The sequence below is a fragment of the Vreelandella salicampi genome (assembly GCF_013415105.1).
GTDB lineage: Bacteria > Pseudomonadota > Gammaproteobacteria > Pseudomonadales > Halomonadaceae > Vreelandella > Vreelandella salicampi.
In genome coordinates this window covers 136148-154121 of record NZ_JACCDF010000001.1, presented here as the reverse complement: position 1 = coordinate 154121, position 17974 = coordinate 136148, and the positions used below count along the sequence as shown (strand labels likewise).

General features: G+C 57.3%; 14 protein-coding genes. 9 read left to right on the top strand and 5 right to left on the bottom strand.

Features of this window, described 5'->3' with window-relative positions:
* Positions 1 to 40: 40 nt before the first annotated feature.
* The 7 genes from HZS81_RS00735 to HZS81_RS00705 all read left to right on the top strand — a co-directional run bounded on the left by HZS81_RS00735 (position 41) and on the right by HZS81_RS00705 (position 10910).
* Positions 41 to 907, top strand: coding sequence for an ion transporter (locus HZS81_RS00735; protein WP_179928646.1), 867 nt, complete (start codon positions 41 to 43; stop codon positions 905 to 907).
* A 280-nt stretch (positions 908 to 1187) separates the two neighbouring features.
* Positions 1188 to 2894, top strand: a complete 1707-nt coding sequence (gene leuA / locus HZS81_RS00730) for a 2-isopropylmalate synthase (RefSeq protein WP_179928645.1) — start codon at positions 1188 to 1190, stop codon at positions 2892 to 2894.
* Positions 2895 to 2921: 27 nt separating this feature from the next.
* Entirely contained in the window at positions 2922 to 4424 is a 1503-nt protein-coding gene (locus HZS81_RS00725) for a DUF3375 domain-containing protein (RefSeq protein ID WP_179928644.1), read from the top strand.
* A gap of 2 nt (positions 4425 to 4426) precedes the next feature.
* Positions 4427 to 5188, top strand: a complete 762-nt coding sequence (locus HZS81_RS00720; RefSeq protein WP_179928643.1) for a DUF4194 domain-containing protein — start codon at positions 4427 to 4429, stop codon at positions 5186 to 5188.
* The gene (locus HZS81_RS00715; RefSeq protein ID WP_179928642.1) at positions 5185 to 8529 is read left to right on the top strand and encodes an ATP-binding protein; all 3345 of its coding nucleotides are present in this window, start codon (positions 5185 to 5187) and stop codon (positions 8527 to 8529) included. Before HZS81_RS00720 ends, HZS81_RS00715 begins: the two co-directional genes overlap by 4 nt.
* The gene (locus HZS81_RS00710) at positions 8513 to 9661 is read left to right on the top strand and encodes a Wadjet anti-phage system protein JetD domain-containing protein (protein WP_179928641.1); all 1149 of its coding nucleotides are present in this window, start codon (positions 8513 to 8515) and stop codon (positions 9659 to 9661) included. The genes HZS81_RS00715 and HZS81_RS00710 overlap by 17 nt, the downstream gene beginning before the upstream one ends.
* A gap of 94 nt (positions 9662 to 9755) precedes the next feature.
* Positions 9756 to 10910 carry a hypothetical protein gene (locus HZS81_RS00705; RefSeq protein WP_179928640.1) on the top strand — a complete coding sequence of 385 codons (1155 nt, stop codon included), beginning with the start codon at positions 9756 to 9758 and terminating at the stop codon, positions 10908 to 10910.
* 86 nt (positions 10911 to 10996) lie between these two features.
* On the opposite strand, the gene HZS81_RS00700 is transcribed toward HZS81_RS00705, so the two are convergent.
* From HZS81_RS00700 to epmB, 3 genes are all read right to left on the bottom strand, one after another.
* A complete protein-coding gene (locus HZS81_RS00700; RefSeq protein ID WP_179928639.1) occupies positions 10997 to 13000 on the bottom strand; it encodes a pyrroloquinoline quinone-dependent dehydrogenase in 2004 nt (667 codons plus the stop codon).
* A gap of 10 nt (positions 13001 to 13010) precedes the next feature.
* The gene (locus HZS81_RS00695; RefSeq protein WP_179928638.1) at positions 13011 to 13376 is read right to left on the bottom strand and encodes a hypothetical protein; all 366 of its coding nucleotides are present in this window, start codon (positions 13374 to 13376) and stop codon (positions 13011 to 13013) included.
* Positions 13377 to 13509: 133 nt separating this feature from the next.
* Positions 13510 to 14529 carry an EF-P beta-lysylation protein EpmB gene (gene epmB, locus HZS81_RS00690; protein WP_179928637.1) on the bottom strand — a complete coding sequence of 340 codons (1020 nt, stop codon included), beginning with the start codon at positions 14527 to 14529 and terminating at the stop codon, positions 13510 to 13512.
* A 107-nt stretch (positions 14530 to 14636) separates the two neighbouring features.
* On the opposite strand from epmB, the gene efp reads away from it, so the two are divergent.
* Positions 14637 to 15203, top strand: coding sequence for an elongation factor P (gene efp, locus HZS81_RS00685; protein WP_179928636.1), 567 nt, complete (start codon positions 14637 to 14639; stop codon positions 15201 to 15203).
* 69 nt (positions 15204 to 15272) lie between these two features.
* The gene (epmA, locus tag HZS81_RS00680) at positions 15273 to 16253 is read left to right on the top strand and encodes an EF-P lysine aminoacylase EpmA (RefSeq protein ID WP_179928635.1); all 981 of its coding nucleotides are present in this window, start codon (positions 15273 to 15275) and stop codon (positions 16251 to 16253) included.
* A 3-nt stretch (positions 16254 to 16256) separates the two neighbouring features.
* Here the strand turns inward: epmA and asd are convergent, their stop codons facing one another.
* Together asd and HZS81_RS00670 are read right to left on the bottom strand one after the other, a co-directional pair.
* The gene (gene asd, locus HZS81_RS00675) at positions 16257 to 17090 is read right to left on the bottom strand and encodes an archaetidylserine decarboxylase (RefSeq protein ID WP_179928634.1); all 834 of its coding nucleotides are present in this window, start codon (positions 17088 to 17090) and stop codon (positions 16257 to 16259) included.
* A 28-nt stretch (positions 17091 to 17118) separates the two neighbouring features.
* Positions 17119 to 17973, bottom strand: coding sequence for a sulfurtransferase (locus HZS81_RS00670; RefSeq protein ID WP_179928633.1), 855 nt, complete (start codon positions 17971 to 17973; stop codon positions 17119 to 17121).
* Position 17974: the final 1 nt, after the last annotated feature.

Here is a 17974-nt window from a genome sequence, read left to right as displayed (position 1 = left end):
GCTATTTAACGCCGTTCCCCGGAGAAGAGACGTAAAAAACATGAGTGAACCGTTCAATACCTGGCAGTCGCGCCTAGAAGCGTTGCGTTCCAATAAGATTTTTGAAGGGGTGGTGATCGCGATTATCGTGATTTCTGCCTTGGTTATCGGCGCTAAAACTTATGAAGAGACGTCACGTTTTGAACAATGGCTGATGTATTTAGATGTCGGCGTGACGGTGTTCTTCTTGGTGGAAATATTGATCCGCATGGCGGCCGAGCGTGATCTGCGAAGCTTTTTTAAGCGCGGCTGGAACGTATTTGATTTCGTGATCGTCACGGCAAGCTTGATCCCTCTGGATGACTCGGAGATGGTGCTGCTGGCGCGACTGTTGCGTATTTTTCGTGTGCTGCGTTTGGTATCGATGATTCCTGAGCTTCAAATGCTGCTTGTCGCGCTGGTGAAGTCGATCCCGCGGATGGGGTATGTGGCGCTTTTGATGTTTATTATTTTCTATATATACGCCGCGTTCGGCAGTTTCTTGTTCGCTGAGGTGGATGAGTTTTTGTGGGGCAATATCGCGACCGCCATGCTCACTCTATTTCGTATTGCTACGTTTGAAGATTGGACGGACGTGATGTATGCCACGCAAGAGGTGTATGCGTGGAGCTGGATTTACTACCTCACTTTCATCTTTTTGACCGCCTTTATTTTTCTCAACATGATGATCGGTATTGTCCTGGACGTGATGCAAAAAGAGAGCGATAAGCAGGCGTTAGAAAATGGCGAAGGCGATACCGCAGAACTCCACAATATGCACGACGATATTCGCCGACTCCAAACCCAGTTGGATCGCATGGAAGCGTCACTGAGCGCCTCACAAACACACGAAACGCCAAAGAGCATTGACAAACAGAGCCCAGACTGATTTTCTAGAGACATGAAAACACCTTTGATGCACCTCGCACTAGACCTACGACTACTTAGCGCCCGCCTCTGAAATTTCAGGGTCGGGCAATGCTGAATGCTTCTGGCATTGTCGTGCGTTTATTATTGCGAGGTCGTCATGGTTTCAAACGTTATCTACCCCCAAACATCTCAGTGCTGCTGCCGTTGTGTATTTGACGCGACACGAAGCTGTGCGAGTATTATTTGCGCCCCTTGGCCGTTCACGGCAAAGGGGCGTTTTTTGTTCCAGGAGAGCCGCTATGATGTTGTCTGATCCCGCCCAAAAATACCGTCCCTTTGTGGCCGTTGACCTGCCTGATCGCCAATGGCCAAATCGTCGTATCGAGAAAGCACCGATCTGGACCAGCGTTGATCTGCGCGATGGCAATCAGTCGTTGATCGATCCGATGGATCACGAGCGCAAACAGCGGCTTTTCGACCTGTTAGTTAACGTCGGTTTTAAAGAGATTGAGGTGGGTTTTCCTTCTGCCTCGCAAACCGATTTTGACTTTGTGCGCGCGCTGATTGAGCAAGACAAAATTCCCGACGATGTGACCATTCAAGTGTTGACCCAAGCGCGTCCACACTTGATTGAGCGCACCTTCGAAGCGCTAAAGGGCGCCAAAAACGCGATTGTTCACGTTTATAATGCCACCGACCCGATGTTTCGCCGCGTGGTTTTCCAGGTGAACAAAGACGAATGTGTCAAAATTGCGATGGATGCCACACGCCAGATTCGTGAGCTGATGGATGCGAACCCGGAAACCAACTGGACGTTCCAGTACTCGCCGGAGCTTTTTACCACCACGGAGATGGATTTTGCCGTGGAAATCGTCGAAGCGGTAATGGATACCTATGCGCCGAGCGTTGATAACCGCATGATCGTCAATTTGCCCGCGACGGTAGAGGTGGCAACGCCCAATAACTATGCTGACCAGATCGAGTGGTTCTGCCGAAACGTCAAAAGCCGCGATACGCTGATCGTTAGCGTTCACCCGCACAATGACCGCGGGACTGGCGTGGCTGCTGCAGAACTGACGCTGATGGCTGGCGCTGATCGGGTAGAAGGCACGTTATTTGGCAATGGCGAGCGGACGGGGAACGTGGATATCGTCACCTTGGCGATGAATCTGTATACCCAAGGCGTGCCTCCGGAACTCGATTTCTCCAACATTACACCGGTTATGCGAGAAGTAGAGTACTGCAACCAGCTGCCTGTGCATCCGCGCCATCCTTACGTGGGCGATTTGGTGTTCACCGCCTTCTCCGGCTCCCACCAGGATGCGATCAAAAAAGGCATGGCGGATCGCCGCGCCAACCCTGATGCGGTGTGGGATGTGCCCTACCTTCCCATTGATCCGCTTGATGTAGGACGCAGCTACGAGGCGGTGATCCGAGTCAACAGTCAGTCGGGTAAAGGTGGCGTTTCCTACTTGTTAGAGCAAGAGCACGGCATTGAGCTGCCGCGCCGCCTGTCCATTGAGTTTAGCCAGGTCGTGCAGGAAGTGGCTGACCGTACCGGCAAAGAAATCACCTCGCAGATGATCTACCAAGCGTTTGCTGACGAGTACCTGGAGCAGACTTCGCCGTTTGCGCTGATCAACCACCGCCTCTCGTCCGAGCCGGATAGCCCCAAGGTGACTCTAGAAGCGGTGATTGAGGAGAATGGCGAGCGCCAAACCCTGCAAGGTGAAGGTAACGGCCCGTTGGCGGCGTTTATTAAAGCGCTGGCGGCCGCTGGCCACGATGTGGAAATTATCGACTACCACGAGCACTCTCGCGGCCAAGGTGCAGATGCGGAAGCCATCGCCTATGTGGAAGTACGCATTAATGGTGAAGCTATCTTTGGCGTTGGCACCGATGAGAGTATTACCAGTGCCTCCATGAAGGGCGTGCTCAGCGCTATTAATCGTCATCACTCTACCCAAGCGCCTGCAGCGAACGTGACGGCGGAGACGTTGGTTTAGACATCAATATGGCCAGCTAAGGTAACAATGGATAGTAGCCCCCAGCAGCGCACACGTCACTATATCGCTGCCCGCAAGCAGCACCCGGCCTGGCTGTTGCTGGCATCGCCCCGCGCCCCTTTGTTACTAGGGTGCCTGACGTCGCTGTTTGAGTTCAGCGAAGACGGTATTGCCGAGGCGGATGCCCTGGAGGCGCTCTCGCAGATGCTGGGGCGTTATGCCGAGCAGGATGAATACGCCATTGACCCCGACAATACGCGCCTGCAAGCCGGGCGCGAGCTGCGCGAGTGGATCCGGCGCGGCCTGGTCACTGAGCGTGGTCAGCGCTTGTATGCCACCGATGCGCTGTCATCGGCGATCCAGTTTATCGACTCGCTGGATAACCGCGTGATGACGTCTACCGCCTCGCGACTGTCGGTGGTACAGCGTGAAATCGAAAGCCTGGAAGTCGGCCTCAACCCCAATCCAGAAAGTCGTAAGGCATCGCTGCGTCGCAAGATCAAACAGTTGGAAGGTGAGCTGGCCGATGCCGAAGCCGGCCACGTGCCGGTGCTTTCGGAGGCGCAAGCCATTGAGCGCATTCGCGAAGTCTTTACGCTTGCCACTGGGCTGCGTGCCGACTTTCGTCGGGTGGAAGACTCCTGGCGGGAGGCTGACCGCCAGCTGCGCCAGTCGATCATGTCCGAAAAGTACCATCGGGGCGATATCGTGGATCGTTTACTGGATGGTCAGGAAGCGTTGCTGGATACGCCAGAAGGGCGTGTATTCGACAGCTTCCTTCAGCAACTGCGGCAGACCGCTGCGCTGGATATGATGCGCCAGCAGCTACGCACTATCCTCGTCCACCCTGCCGCCGAAAAAGCGCTGAATCGGTTACAGCGTCAGGATCTCAAACTGTTGCGCATGCGGCTGATACTGGAAAGCCAGGCGGTATTGCAGGCGCGTGCGCGCAGTGAAAAGGACGTCAAAGGGTTTATCAAGACCGGGCTGGCGGCCGAGCACCACCGCGTTGGCCAGTTGCTTAACGATATTCTCAATACGGCCCAGGAGCTGGACTGGCAGCGCCAGAAGGTGCGCCGGTCAGACGTGTCATCGCTGCCGCCGCTGGGGTTTGCCTTAGGTAACCTGTCGGTGGTAGAACGCTTACGGTTCAAAGCGTTGGAAAATGAACAGGACGAAGCGCTGGACTTTGCCCAACAGGCGAGTGACTTGAGGGATATCGAGGCTGAATTCTGGGACGCCCTGGATGGCCTGGATCGTGATGCCCTGGTGCACGAAACGCTGGCGCTGCTGGCAGAAGAAGGCCGTGGGCTGACACTGGCGGAGTTGGCCGAACACCTGCCGCCCACCCATGACCTGGAAACCTTGGCGCTATGGCTGGGGATGGCGCGGGAAGCTGGGATTGAGATCACCGGGCAGGACGTTCAAGACGTGGTCATCACTGATGATGAGCAGTGCGACTGGGTATTCCGGGTACCCGTCGTCTCTTTAAGTGAGCAGGCCTTGCGCGGCATTGAGTGGGAGTTTTAAGCATGGCAGGTGTGTTTGATCGGATTGTTAAGCAGCAGGACATGGATGAGACCAGCGAAGAAGGGCCTCCGAATCAGTTTCAGGAGCAGGCCCCTCAAGTGCAGGAAAATGAAGCACTAGACGCTGCTGGTGAGGAGATAAACACCGAAGCCACCGCTCGCACGGACGTCAAATTACGTGAAGTGGCTCAGGAACTGCTCCGTATGGGCTTGCTGGAAGAGACTCAAAGGCCGCATCTTTACCGCGCGGCTCTCGTCGCCATGGCGCGGCTCAATGCCACCTTAGAACCCTTGGATTTAATCGCCCGCGCCGATGAGGTCCGGGGGCTGGTGTTTCTGGCGGTGCGACCTGGGGATACTGACGAGCCCCAGGATGACTGGTCACACCCACTGGTGCGCAAGCAGCGGCTAAACCTGGAACAGACCTTGCTGGTGGCGATTTTGCGCCAGTATTTCATTGCCCACGAGCAGGACGCGGGCACCGGCGCCGGAGACGCCATGGTGGCGGTGGATGAGCTGATTCCACAGATGCAGGTGTACCTGGGGGAGAGTGGCAGCGAGGCCCGCGAGCGTACCCGGGCGCTACAGCTGCTGGATCAACTCAAAGGCCACGGCCTGGTGTCGGCACCGGATAGCCACGAGCGGGTGGCTATCCGACCGATGATTGCCCACCTGGCCAACCCGGAAAATCTCACCGCTTTGCTGTATGAGTTAAAGGCCAGGGTAGCTGCGGAGAGTAGTGACCACGGGGAGAACGCGCCATGATCACCACCACGCTTACCCAGCCTTCGTTATTTGAGGAAGGCCAAGAGAGCGGCTGGCAACTTGCGCCCACCTATATTTTGCAAACGCTGGAACTGTTCAACTGGGGCGGCTTTGGCGGTATGCACCGGGCCGATATCGACGCCCAGGGCAGTGCGATCATTGGCCCCACCGGCAGTGGCAAAACCACCCTGGTGGATGCACTAATGACCCTGCTCACGGCCAACCCCAAATACAACCTTGCCTCTACCGGTGGTCACGAAAGTGACCGAGATCTGGTCTCTTACGTGCGCGGGGTGAGTGGGCCAGGGGATGGCGGCGAAGGCCAGTCGCATATCGCTCGCCCCGGCAAAACCGTGACCGGCCTGGTGGCGACCCTCAGCAATGGCGAAAGCCTGGTTCGCATTGGCGCATTGCTTTGGTTTGACGGCACCAGCATGTCGCCTTCGGATATGAAAAAACTCTGGCTGTTCAGTACCGCCTCCGAGCACACCCTGTCGCGCTGGCTGACGCTGCAACAGGAAGGCGGTATGCGTGCTTTGCGCCAACTGGATAAGACCGAAACGGGTATCTGGACGTACCCTAGCAAAAAAGGCTTTCTAGCGCGGCTGCGGGATTTTTTTGAAGTGCGTGATAACGCCTTTAATCTGCTCAACCGAGCGGCAGGGCTGAAACAACTCAACAGTATTGATGACATTTTTCGCGAGCTGGTGCTGGATGACAACGCCCAGTTCCAGCGCGCACGAGAAGTAGCCGACAGTTTCGATGACCTCACCGCCATTCATGAAGAGCTTGAAATCGCCCGCCGTCAGCAGCGCTCCCTGGAGCCGATCAAGACCGGTTGGGAGAAGTACCTGCACAACCAAACGCAGCTTGATGACCAGGAAACACTCAGCCGGGTGCTGCCGGTGTGGTTTGGTGAGCAGGCGCATCGACTGTGGAAGGACGAGGCTACGCGCCTTCAGCAACACACTCAGCAGGCCGAGGCCGAGTGGGCGGCGGCCGAAGAACAGTACGCCCATCAGCACCAAAGCTGCGAGCGATTAAATGAGGCTTATCTACGTCTAGGCGGTTCAGACATCCAGACCCTGGAAGCGCTGGTCAGCGAGAAGCAAGCCAATCTGGAACGCTGCCGGCGCCATGCGGCCGAGTATCAGCGGCTAGCGCGCTCGCTCTCCTTTGACGATGCCCTGAGCCGTGAAGTAGTCGTCACCAACCAGATGCTGGCTGCCGAGCAGCGAGAGCAAACCGCACACGAGCTTGAAGCCGCCCAACAGGCCGCCTTTGAGCAGGGCAGCCAACGCTATCAGATGGAACGCGAATGCACGGAGCTGCACGAAGAGCTAGCTGAGGTAAAAGCGCGCCCAGGGTCGAATATTCCGGGCCGCTTTCAACAGTTCCGTGCCTTGCTGGCCGATGCCTTGTCGCTCACCGAAGACGACCTGCCATTTGCGGGCGAACTGGTGCAAGTGAAAGAGGGTGAGCAGGCCTGGCGCGGTGCCATTGAACGCGCCATTGGCAGCCACCGGTTGCGCATTCTGGTGCCGCCTGCTGCTACCCGCGAAGCACTCAACTGGATCAATAGCCGCCACAATGCCCTGCATGTGCGGATTCTGGAAGTGAAGCCCTCTCAAGGCCAAGCGCGCTTTTTTGAGGATGGCTTTACGCGCAAACTCGAGTACAAGGATCACCCCTACCGGGAAGCCGTCAAAGCGCTGTTGGCCGGGCTGGATAGACACTGCGTCGCGTCGCCAGAGGCGCTACAAGAAACGCCCCATGCCATGACGGTGGAAGGGCTGATGTCTGGTAAGGCGCGCTTTTTTGATAAGCAGGATCAAAAGCGGCTGAGTGACGATTGGCAAACCGGCTTTGATAACCGCGATCGGCTGGCAGCGTTAGGCGCGCAAATCACCCAGGCGGAAGAGCGGTTGCGCAGTGCCAAGGCGTCAGAGCAACAGGCGAAGGCTGCACAGACCCAACTTGAACAGCGGGCCGTGTCGCTAACAACCCTTGCAGAGTTGGACTATGCGCAGATCAACACGCCCCAAGCCGAGCGTGAATGGCAGCAGCAGCGGGATAAACTGGCGGCCCTGACGTCACCGGATTCCGATGCGTCGTTAGCCAAAAGCCAACTGGAAGATGCCCGGGCCGTCTTAGAGAAGCTGGAGCGGCAGAAACAGCACGCCATGAAGCATAGCCTTCAGTTGACTAACAGCTTGGAAGCGGCTCAAAAGGAACAAAACCGAGCGTTCCGCAGAGCAGAGATGGGCTTAAAGGAGGATGAGCGAGCGCTTGCCGACGCCCATTTTGCTAGCGTTCACCAACAGCAGCTGACGCAAATTGATGAGCTGGAGCGCCAAGCTGCCGCGCAGTTGCAACAGCAGCTCACTGCCCTTCGAAGCACCCAAAGCCGGTTGGAAAAAGAGCTGGTAAAAGCCATGTCGGATGCCCAGCGGGAAGACCGCGGGGCGTTATCTGAAGTCGGGCGGGAACTCGACGATGTGCCCGACTATCTGGAACGGCTCAAGGTGCTGACCGACGAAGCGCTGCCCGACAAGCAGAAGCGTTTTCAAGAATACCTGACCGACTCTTCCGACCAGGGTGTCTCGCAACTGCTGGCCACCATTGATGGGGAAGTCGAGCGTATCGAGGAGCGGTTGGAGGATCTCAATAACACCTTGCGGCGGGTGGATTTCCAGCGCGGGCGTTACCTGCAACTGGTGGCGAATAAGGTCGTCCATGAAAGCCTGCGGACGTTTACCCGAGCCAATACCGCGCTCGCTTCTTCGCGATTTGTGGAGGATGGCGGTGAAAGCCAGTATAAAGCGTTGCAACATATTATCGGTCTGCTGCGTGATGCCTGCGAACGCCACCGTACATTAGGGTCGCGCGCGTTGTTGGATCCGCGTTTTAGACTCGAGTTTAAAGTCGCCATGATCGACCGCGCCGACGGTCATGTGATTGAGACCCGCTCGGGTTCCCAGGGGGGAAGCGGCGGCGAAAAAGAGATTATCGCCTCCTACGTGCTCACCGCCTCGCTGAGTTACGCCCTGTGCCCGGATGGCAGCCCTCGGCCGCTGTTTGGCACTATCGTGCTGGATGAAGCCTTTGCGCGCAGTTCGAATGCGGTGGCGGGGCGCATTATTGCCGCGCTTAACGAATTTCACCTCCACGCGCTGTTTATTACCCCCAACAAAGAGATGCGCTTGCTGCGCAAGCACACCCGCTCGGCGGTGGTGGTGCACCGCCGTGGCAATGCTTCCAGCCTTACGCCGATCAGCTGGCAGGCGTTGGATGAAGTCCGGAAACAGCGGCGAGAAACCCACCATGAAGTCCCCGAGTGATATTGCTGCTCGTCTGGCCAAGCAATGGCAGCAAGCGTTCTGGCGGGTAGAGCGGTTGTTATCCCCGGAGAGTTGGCCGCTGGTGCTTGCGATTGGCAAACCCAGCGGCCGCCAGTTTGCCGATCAGACCGGGCTGGTGCAGGCCCATGTACAGCGTTGGCGGCAAGTCACCGTTGGCCGGGTTGTATTTCAGGACATCAACTTCCGCGCTGCGGCTGACCCGGTGTCCCTCCCGGTGCAGTGGGTGTTGCATACGCCGTCTGAGTGGGCCGCCGCCACGGCGGATGCCGAGGTGCAGCAAGAGTTTGCGCTGCTGGAAACCCTGGTAGGAAGCGTCAACCAGCGTTACCAGGAGTTGCTGGTTCGCGAACGTAGCCTGTGGCGAAACAAGGCCATCAGCGAGGTTATCGACGCAGCGACCCTGGCGGATTCACTGCAACCGGGGATAGCACAAGGCCGACCGTTAAGGCTGCTCAAAGGGCTAGGGGTAGATACCAAGTTTATCCAGCGCCATGCCGCGTTACTCACCCGCCTGCTGGATCAGCGCTACGACGGCATGGTCAGCCAACAAGGGTTAAGCGGCTTTCTGGATGCTCCCGACGATAAAGATCACTGGCTGCTGGTGGTGCCATTGGAGCAGGGACTGCTGCCCTTTCAGCGCCAGCGCATCACCGCCAGAGAGCTGGCGGGTACTTACCTGCCAGGCTCGCGGGTCATAGTGGTCGAGAATGAGCAGTGTGAGCACTTGCTACCAACCATGTCCGGCACCGTGGCGATTCTTGGTGCGGGGCTGGATTTACACTGGCTGGCAGGTGGGGCACTCAACGCCAAAGCGGTCGCCTATTGGGGCGACATGGATACCTGGGGGCTAGTGATGCTGGCCAGAGCCAGGCAGTCGTTGCCCAGCATTACCCCATTAATGATGAGCGAGGCTCACTTCAAGGCATTTTGCCGCGACTGCGCAGTGCCGGAGCCGGTTCAAGCCGAGCTGCCGACCAGCGGCCTGAATCAACGCGAAGAGGCTTTTTTTCATTTTCTCAAAGCACAACCACAAGGGCGCCTGGAGCAGGAGTATCTGCCTGCCCAAGACGTACAGCGTGAGCTGCTGGGGTGGTTGGGAGGTTTTAGCTAATCGCTTGGTTTGCCGTGAACGATTGTGAGCGCCAGCTAGAATAAATAGATAAATGGTATAAATAGCCTGATGAAGCGCCACAGCGGAGAGAGCAATGCGTATTGGGTGGCTGATACGTAGTGGGTGGTCTAATCGGACGGGATGGTTGATCGTCGCAACCGCTATGTTGGTGGCGGGGGTATTAACCGCTGTCGCTTCCCATGAGCCATTCGAGGACAAACTGGTGCGTTTGGAAGCCCAGCGGGCGCTGCCCTCTATGGAGCCATCGCTACAGCAGGAGTCGCCGGAGATCAACGCGCTCTTTCTCAGCTATGCCGCCGATCAGGCGCTATGGATGAGCGCCTCGCTGGCGATTTTGCGTTACGGCGATGTGGCTCGCGAGGTGTTGCTGGAATACGGCCTATTACCCGAATTTCAGCAGGTGCTGATGCGCTATGGCGCCGACGCCGTACAGCCCATTAGCTACTTTCGCACCCACGATGTGGCCACGCTTCGGGCGCAACATTGGATTGACGAGCGTTATCAGGAGATTAGCCGTTGGTGGAGCGAAGAAAGTGCCAACACCAATGCGGCGTTCACCCCTTACCGCCGAGGGCAGATGGGTATCGCTCTGCTAGATGCCAATGGCCACGCGCTGCTCAACCAGTTTGTGGTCAGTGACCAAGGCGAGGTGGAGTGGCTGCAGGGTGAACGAGTGGTCGCGGGCCTGGGCGATTTCTTTACCAGCGGCCTACGCGATTTGGAGAGCCAGTGGCGGCGGGGCGATGATATTGGCGCCGCCGATTTAGGCTGGGCCGGTGTGGATCTACTCGTGATGGCCAGCACCGTCAAAGTGCTGCGGGCAGGCAGGGCCGCCCGTGCCGCCCGGGTAGGTAGCGTGGAAGTACAGGGCGCCCGTACTGGCTTGCGCCAGGGCGTACTAGTGAGTGGTGGGCGTTTTGCGGCCTTGCCTCGGATGGCCAAAGTTGCCGTGGTAGCGGGCACCGCCTATGTGGTCGTGCGCCATCCCAGCTTGGTGAGCGCGCTGGGCGCCAACCTCTCTACCTGGCTTGGCTGGCCGGTATGGGTTGGCCAGTTTCTCATTTGGCTGATCGTATTATTGCCGCTATTGATCATGGCGCGTTTTGTTTATCGCTGGCTACTGCTGCCGCTGTTGTGGTTACTGGTGCCGTTGATGCAACTGTGCTTTAAAGCCGCTAACAAGACGTTAACCGAACGTGCCAAGAGCAGAGCCGGTGAGCTTGGTTAAAAGAGTGGTTTTTACAATCACCAGTAACGCAAATGGGGCGGCCTTAAAGGCCGCCCCATTTGTTACCTGATGACTAATTGCGACGTTTATTCCGGCAGGGCATAGACCGCGATTTGATCGCCGACCTCAGCTTTTAGGATAGTATTGCCACCACCAATAAAGGCAACGTATTCGCGACCGTTGTACTCATAGACCGCGGGGTTTGATACCGAGGGCGCCTCGAGCTGGTCTTCCCATAGCTCCTCGCCGGTTTCAAGGGAGTAAGCGCGTACCTTGGCATCCATGGAAGCGCCAATGAATACAATACCTCCAGCCGTCACTGCCGGGCCACCGATGGTAGGCGAACCCCAGCTTTCGGGCATGAAGAAGCCATACTGCTGCGATGCCCCCACTGGGCGACGCCATTTCACGTCACCAGTGGTCATATCGAGGGCGACAAGCTCACCGAAGGGCGGTTCCCAACAGGGCATACCGAGCCAGTTCTGAGCGATTTCAAGGCGTATCCCGTAAGGGGCGCCTTCTTGGGGCGCAAAGCCGCTTTCGTTGCCCGAACCGCTATCCGCCTCTTCATAAGCCTCGCGATTATAGAGCTTCAGGTACTGGACAATATGAGAGGTGTTCACTACGGCAGTTTGGCTTTCAGGATCAAACGCTACGCCGCCCCACTGTACGCCCCCGGCAGTGATGGGGTAGCCAAGTGCCCCTTCGCCTTGGGTGGTGGGTGGGGTGTACATGCCTTCGTAGCTCAAGTCCTCCCACAGCGCCGAGCATTCACCGAAACCCACGGCATCGGCCAGTGCCCAGACATTGGGTTTTTCAGACTGATCAAGCAGCGGCGCCGGTTTGGTGGGGAAGGGTTGGGTTGGGGCGTAAACTTCGCCGTCGACGCTGCCGTCGCCACTGGGTACCGGACGTTCTTCAATTGGCCAGATGTCTTCACCGGTTTCGCGATTAACCACGAACAGAAAGCCCATCTTGGTTGCTTGGAGCAGTGCAGGTACCTCCTCGCCGTCCACCGTGATATCCATCAGGGTGGGAGCGGCAACCGTATCGTAGTCCCAGATATCATGATGAACCCACTGCCGTGACCAGACGACATCGCCGGTCTCGATATCTAGGGCAGTCGTTGAGGTTGCCAATGGCACCTCTTCGGTGCGATTGCCACCCCAGAAGTTCGGCGAGGGGGAAGAGACCGGCAGATAAACCAAGCCCCGCTCTTCGTCGGCGGACATATGCGTCCAAACATTGGCGGTACCGCTTTGCTCGCGCATCTGATCGGACAGTGCCTGGAACGTCCATTCGAGTTCGCCGGTACGGGCATTGAGGGCAAACACGGAACCGGGGGGAGCTTGTTCGTAAGCCCAGTCCATCCCCGCCCAGCCAAGGATCAAGCGATCACCGACGACTGTCGGTGGCTGCAGCAGCGATAACGGCCACTTGTCATGGGTATCATTCCACTGGTTGACGTCGAGCACGCCGTTATTGGCAAAGCTTGTGCACGGTTCGCCGCTATCGGCGTCGACTGCAAACAGCTGCGCGTCCATGGTGCCCATATAAACGATTTTCTGGCAGGCTTCGCCGTCTACCGGATCGTCCGCTTCCCAGTAGGCGACACCACGATTCTTCAAGGCGGGCTGGGTCAGGGCTTCAAGAGACGATTGGGTATCGAAACTCCACTTCTCTTCACCACTGGCAGGGTCAAGGGCGAGGATCCGATAGAACGGCGTGCCGATATACAGGGTATCGTTGGCAAACACTGGGGTCGCGGACCAAACGGTTGCGGGTAATTCGCCCGAACCATCTGCGACATCACCGGTGTGGACTTCCCAAACTTTCTCCAGTTCGCCGACGTTGTCGGCATTGATCTGATCGAGCGGGCTATATTTCTGGGCGTTGAGCTGGCCGTGAAAACTATCCCAGGTGGGTTCTCCAGGCACCAGCGGAATGGGGGCGGCGTCAGTCGCTTCTTCCTGCTCGGTGTTCTCCTGCTCATCTGGCTGATCCTGGGCCAGCAGCGGCATGGGTGTGAGACAAAGTGCCAGGGCGGAGAGCGTGCCCAAGCGTTGTGCGGCGGATATAAAAGTCGGCATGGGCGGCTCCTCAGGCTTGGGTGGGATGGACTTGTGATGATGGGCGAACCATATCGAGAATCAGGCCTATTAGACCGACAACCATCGCGACGCCAATCCACCACTGATGCAGAAGCAGCCCAGCGAGAAACGTACCGGCGAGACCCAGCAGAATAAGTACCCGTAGTGCGATGGAAGCACCACGACTTTTTATGACAGCGAGAAGCAGTGCCATTACCACAAGGGCAAGACAGGCCACAGTGGCCACAAGTGCACCAAGTGTCCCTGTGACCCCGGTCAATGGCGTGAAGTAGGCGTAGAGAGCGATAGCCAGCCCGGCAAGCGAAGCTATTAGCAGCACGATAGCGCCCAGTCGAGACGAGCGTGTTGTCGACATGGCATTATTCCCTCCTTGAAAATATTGGCATGACAATAAGACAAAAGCCTAAGAAAATGATTAACCCTATAACGGTAGCAGAGAACGTGATTTTTTCGACTCAGGCGCCGTATTTAGCTGTAAAAAGCGATCATTAAATCGGCGTTTTACTCCCTTCGCCGGGGATTTCACGTACTAGGCGCGGCATTAAAAACCCCGGTAAGTGATTGCGAAGCTCAGCAACTAGCTCTCGTGCTTCGCTATCCGGCACATCAAAATGTGCGGCGCCTTGAACGGGGTCTAAGACATGCAAGTAGTAGGGCAGCACCCCTGCTTCGAAAAGTCGTTCAGAAAGCGCGGCCAGGGTAGTGACGCTATCGTTCACATCGCGCAGCAGCACGCTTTGGTTGAGTAGCGTCGCACCGGCTTGTGTCAGGCGCGTGCAAGCATCCACCACTGCTTGGTCGATCTCGTTAGCGTGGTTGATATGCAGCACCACGACCTTTTGCAGGCGAGTGCTTTTCAGCCAGTCGAGCAGCAAGGTATCGACGCGGTCGGGAATCACCACCGGTAGCCGGGTGTGAATACGCAGCCGCTTAAGATGAGGGATCTGCTCTAACTCGCCGACAAGCCAGGCCAGTTGACGATCATTGGCGGCAAGCGGGTCGCCGCCGGAAAGAATCGCCTCCTGTATGGTGGTGTCGGCGCGCAGATAGTCAAGCGCTTGTTGCCACTGGGCCCGGGAAGGCGAGTTGTCGCTGTAGGGGAAATGGCGGCGAAAGCAGTAGCGGCAGTTGATGGCACAGTTAGGGCTGGCGATCAGTAGTACCCGGCCAGCATACTTGTGAATCAGGCCGCTGGCCGGCTGATGGTCGGCTTCCTCAAGCGGGTCGGCGACGTACCCCGGCAGGATGAGGGCTTCGTCGTCGAGCGGTAGCACCTGGCTCAGCAGTGGGTCCCCGGTGTCGCCTGGCGCTATACGCGACAAATAGGCGTCGGGCACGCAAACCTCGAACAGCTGATGCCCGGTGCGAGCGCCGGGCAGCCATTTATCGCTGAGCCCCAGGCGCTGGCAAAGGACCGCTGGGTCGCGAACCGCTTGCGAGAGCTGTTGTTGCCAGGACCCTGTTTGGCTCGTGGGGCCCTTGTCAGCAATAATGATGTTCTCCTGCAAAAAGCCCTCCTTCGGGTTATTATGCGCGCACTTATTCCAAAACGATCATTAGAGGCAAAGCGACACGTGGCGCCTCACGTTACTGAAACGCATCATTGAGAGGCAATATGGCGAACTATTCTACCAACGAATTCAAGGGCGGTTTGAAAGTAATGCTCGACGGCGATCCTTGCTCGATCATAGAGAATGAGCTGGTTAAGCCGGGCAAAGGCCAAGCCTTTAACCGCGTTAAGCTGCGTAATCTGATGACCGGCCGCGTAGGGGAGCGCACCTTTAAATCGGGTGATTCGTTAGAGGGTGCCGACGTCATGGAGTTGGAGATGGAATATCTCTACAACGATAGCGAAATGTGGTACTTCATGAAAACCGACGGTTCCTTCGAGCAGTATGCGGTGGAAAAGAAAGCGCTCGGCGACACCGAGAAGTGGCTGAAAGAGCAAGCGCCTTACACGGTAACGCTGTGGAACGATAACGCGATTCAGGTATCACCACCGAATTTTATCGAGCTTGAAGTGGTCGAAACCGATCCCGGCTTGAAGGGAGACACTGCCCAAGGCGGGTCCAAACCAGCAACGTTGTCTTCCGGGGCGGTGGTGCGTGTGCCACTGTTTATCAACGAGGGGGAAGTCCTCAAGATTGATACGCGCAGTGGTGAATACGTCTCGCGTGCCTAAGCGGCTCCAAGGACGCTTTATATTGACAGCCACGCCACTGCGCGTGGCTTTATATTTGGAGAGTAGCCAATGAAGGAAAATTGGCGACCGACGGCAGATATCGAGACATTGCGTGAGCGAGCCCGTTTACTGGCTAGCGTGCGCCGTTTTTTCTCTGCGCGCGAAGTACTTGAGGTGGAAACGCCGGTGCTGGGTCAGGGCGGTAGCACCGATGTCCATCTGGTCTCGCTTTCAACGATGGCGCGTACCGATAGAGGCCAGCGTCGGCTGTGGCTGCAAACCTCGCCGGAATTTCATATGAAGCGGCTGCTTGCTGCGGGCAGCGGTCCGATTTTCCAATTGGCAAAGAGTTTCCGCGACGGTGAAGTGGGTGCTCGGCACAACATTGAATTCACTATGCTGGAGTGGTACCGCCCGGGGTGTTCTTTGGCTGAAATGATCGATGAAACCGCCACGCTAGTAGCTACTATTCTGCCGCGTTTTCACGGTCCGGTGGTGCATTACCGTTACCGGGCGCTGTTTCACACCCATTTAGCGCTCGATCCGTTTACTACCTCGCTTGAAACGCTGAGAAGGCTGGCGGCGGAGCACGGCCAAATGTCGGCCCATACCTTGGCGGATGAAGGGCGCGATACCTGCCTGGACTTGTTGATGAGCATGGTGATTGAGCCCCATCTTGGGCGCAATGAATTAAGCGTGGTCGTCGACTACCCGGCGAGCCAGGCGGCGCTGGCGCGTCGCCATCAGGATGCTGACGGCGAGTGGGTCGCATCGCGCTTTGAGCTGTACCTGGACGGCATTGAGCTGGCGAACGGCTACGATGAATTGACCGACGCCGCCGAGCAGCGTGCCCGTTTCGTTGAGGACAACGCCGAGCGGCGTCACCTGGGGCTTGGCGAAGTAGATATGGATGAGCGGTTGCTTAGTGCTCTGGAGCACGGAATGCCGGAAAGCGCTGGCGTGGCGCTGGGCATTGATCGCCTGATTCAGCTGGCGCTGGGTAAAGCACGCCTGGAAGACGTGCTGACGTTCTCGACGCCGAACTGCTAGCGATTAAACATCGCCCAGCGCTTGGCCCATCTGCACCATACTGCCAGTTCGGGTATCTTCAAAATTGACCGGCTTGGCGAAGACCATGACCACCGTCGATCCAAGTTTGAAGCGCCCCATTTCGGCGCCTTTTTCCAGCGTGATCGGCTTATCGAAACATGTACGCTGCGGGGCGCCGGAAAGCGGCGTGATTTGCCCCGCCCATACGGTCTCAATAGCAGCCACAATCATCGCGCCGACCAGCACCATGGCAAGCGGGCCGCACTCGGTATCAAAGATACACACTAGACGCTCGTTGCGGGCGAAGAGATAGGGCACGTGCTTGGCGGTTGCTTCATTGACAGAAAAAAGCCGCCCCGGTACGTAAATCATCTCGCGCAACGTGCCGGTTATCGGCATGTGTACGCGGTGATAATCCTTAGGTGATAGATACACTGTGGCAAAACTTCCGCCGAGAAAGGTTTCTGCCAATTCGGCATCGCCGCCGAGCAGTGTCTGGGCCGAGAAGGTGTGGCCCTTGGCCTGCACCAGCTGCCCGGCGCGAAGAGCGCCGTATTGCGATAGCGTGCCGTCGGCGGGGCTAATGATGCCTTCCCCCATAGGGCGGGCATCTGCTTTCAGCGGGCGAGTGAAAAAGTCGTTGAATGTCGCATAAGCGGTGGGGTCGGGCTCCAGCGCTTGGCTCATGTCTACGTTAAAACGCCGGATAAAGGCGTTGATCAGCGTGTTTTTAAGCCACGGGTTGTCGCACTCGGCAAATTTACCCACTAGTCGGGAGAGGCCGTGGTGGGGCAATGGGTATTGCATCAACGCAAAGACTTTTTGGGAAACGGTCACGGTCGTGTTATCACTTTTTTTGATTGGTTCACTTCTCGATCAGGGTATCGTCGCGGTTGCCCCACTCGCCCCAGGAGCCAGCATAGCCGCGCATGTTATAACCCAGCGCCTTGCCCACCAACCAGGTGAAGCTGCTGCGGTGGTGGCTCTGGCAGTGGGTGGCAATTTCCATTTCCGCGGTTAACCCCATCGCTTCAAGCTCGGTGACAAGCTCGGCGTAGTCGCGGATGCGCAGATTGCGTTCGCGGTCCATCGCGTTGAGCCAATCCATATTGACCGCGCCCGGGATGTGACCTAAGTGCTTGTTGTTGCCCATTTCGCCGTTGTACTCGCCGCTTGAGCGCGCATCCCAGATGGCGAACTGTCTGTCGTCGAGCCGCTCTTTGATTTCGTCACAGGTAATAAGCACCTGCGGGTTAAGTATCTCGGCGTGATACTCGTTCGGCGTTGGGGCGCTGGGAGAAGTGCTTTCAGGAAGGCCTTCACCGCGCCACGCGTGAATGCCGCCGTTTAAGTAGGAGTAACGGGTATGGCCTATCAGTTCTAGTGTCCACAAAAGCCTCGCCGCCCAGCCGCCGCCTTCGTCGTCGTAGGCTACCACGTGGGTATCACGGGTGAGACCTAAAGCACTAAACAGCCGTGAGAGCGCTTCCACTTCGGGTACGTCATTGGGTACTGGCCCAGCACCATGCATCAGATGACGAAAATCGAGAAAAATCGCGCCAGGGACATGGCCTTCACCGTAGCTTTCAGCATTAGCTGGCACATCGATAATCAACAGCTCCGGTTGGTCAAGGTGTGCGTAAAGCTGCTCGGGCTCGACAATCAGCGGTAATAGGTTGGCTTCTGAGCCGTGCTGAGCAGAGGGGGAGGTGGCTGACATG

Excerpts from the sequence above, each read along its gene's own strand:
- HZS81_RS00735 (WP_179928646.1), top strand. The coding sequence starts at position 41 with ATGAGTGAACCGTTCAATACCTGGCAGTCGCGCCTAGAAGCGTTGCGT.
- leuA (WP_179928645.1), top strand. The coding sequence starts at position 1,188 with ATGATGTTGTCTGATCCCGCCCAAAAATACCGTCCCTTTGTGGCCGTT.
- HZS81_RS00725 (WP_179928644.1), top strand. The coding sequence starts at position 2,922 with ATGGATAGTAGCCCCCAGCAGCGCACACGTCACTATATCGCTGCCCGC.
- HZS81_RS00720 (WP_179928643.1), top strand. The coding sequence starts at position 4,427 with ATGGCAGGTGTGTTTGATCGGATTGTTAAGCAGCAGGACATGGATGAG.
- HZS81_RS00715 (WP_179928642.1), top strand. The coding sequence starts at position 5,185 with ATGATCACCACCACGCTTACCCAGCCTTCGTTATTTGAGGAAGGCCAA.
- HZS81_RS00710 (WP_179928641.1), top strand. The coding sequence starts at position 8,513 with ATGAAGTCCCCGAGTGATATTGCTGCTCGTCTGGCCAAGCAATGGCAG.
- HZS81_RS00705 (WP_179928640.1), top strand. The coding sequence starts at position 9,756 with ATGCGTATTGGGTGGCTGATACGTAGTGGGTGGTCTAATCGGACGGGA.
- HZS81_RS00700 (WP_179928639.1), bottom strand. The coding sequence starts at position 13,000 with ATGCCGACTTTTATATCCGCCGCACAACGCTTGGGCACGCTCTCCGCC.
- HZS81_RS00695 (WP_179928638.1), bottom strand. The coding sequence starts at position 13,376 with ATGTCGACAACACGCTCGTCTCGACTGGGCGCTATCGTGCTGCTAATA.
- efp (WP_179928636.1), top strand. The coding sequence starts at position 14,637 with ATGGCGAACTATTCTACCAACGAATTCAAGGGCGGTTTGAAAGTAATG.
- epmA (WP_179928635.1), top strand. The coding sequence starts at position 15,273 with ATGAAGGAAAATTGGCGACCGACGGCAGATATCGAGACATTGCGTGAG.
- HZS81_RS00670 (WP_179928633.1), bottom strand. The coding sequence starts at position 17,973 with ATGTCAGCCACCTCCCCCTCTGCTCAGCACGGCTCAGAAGCCAACCTA.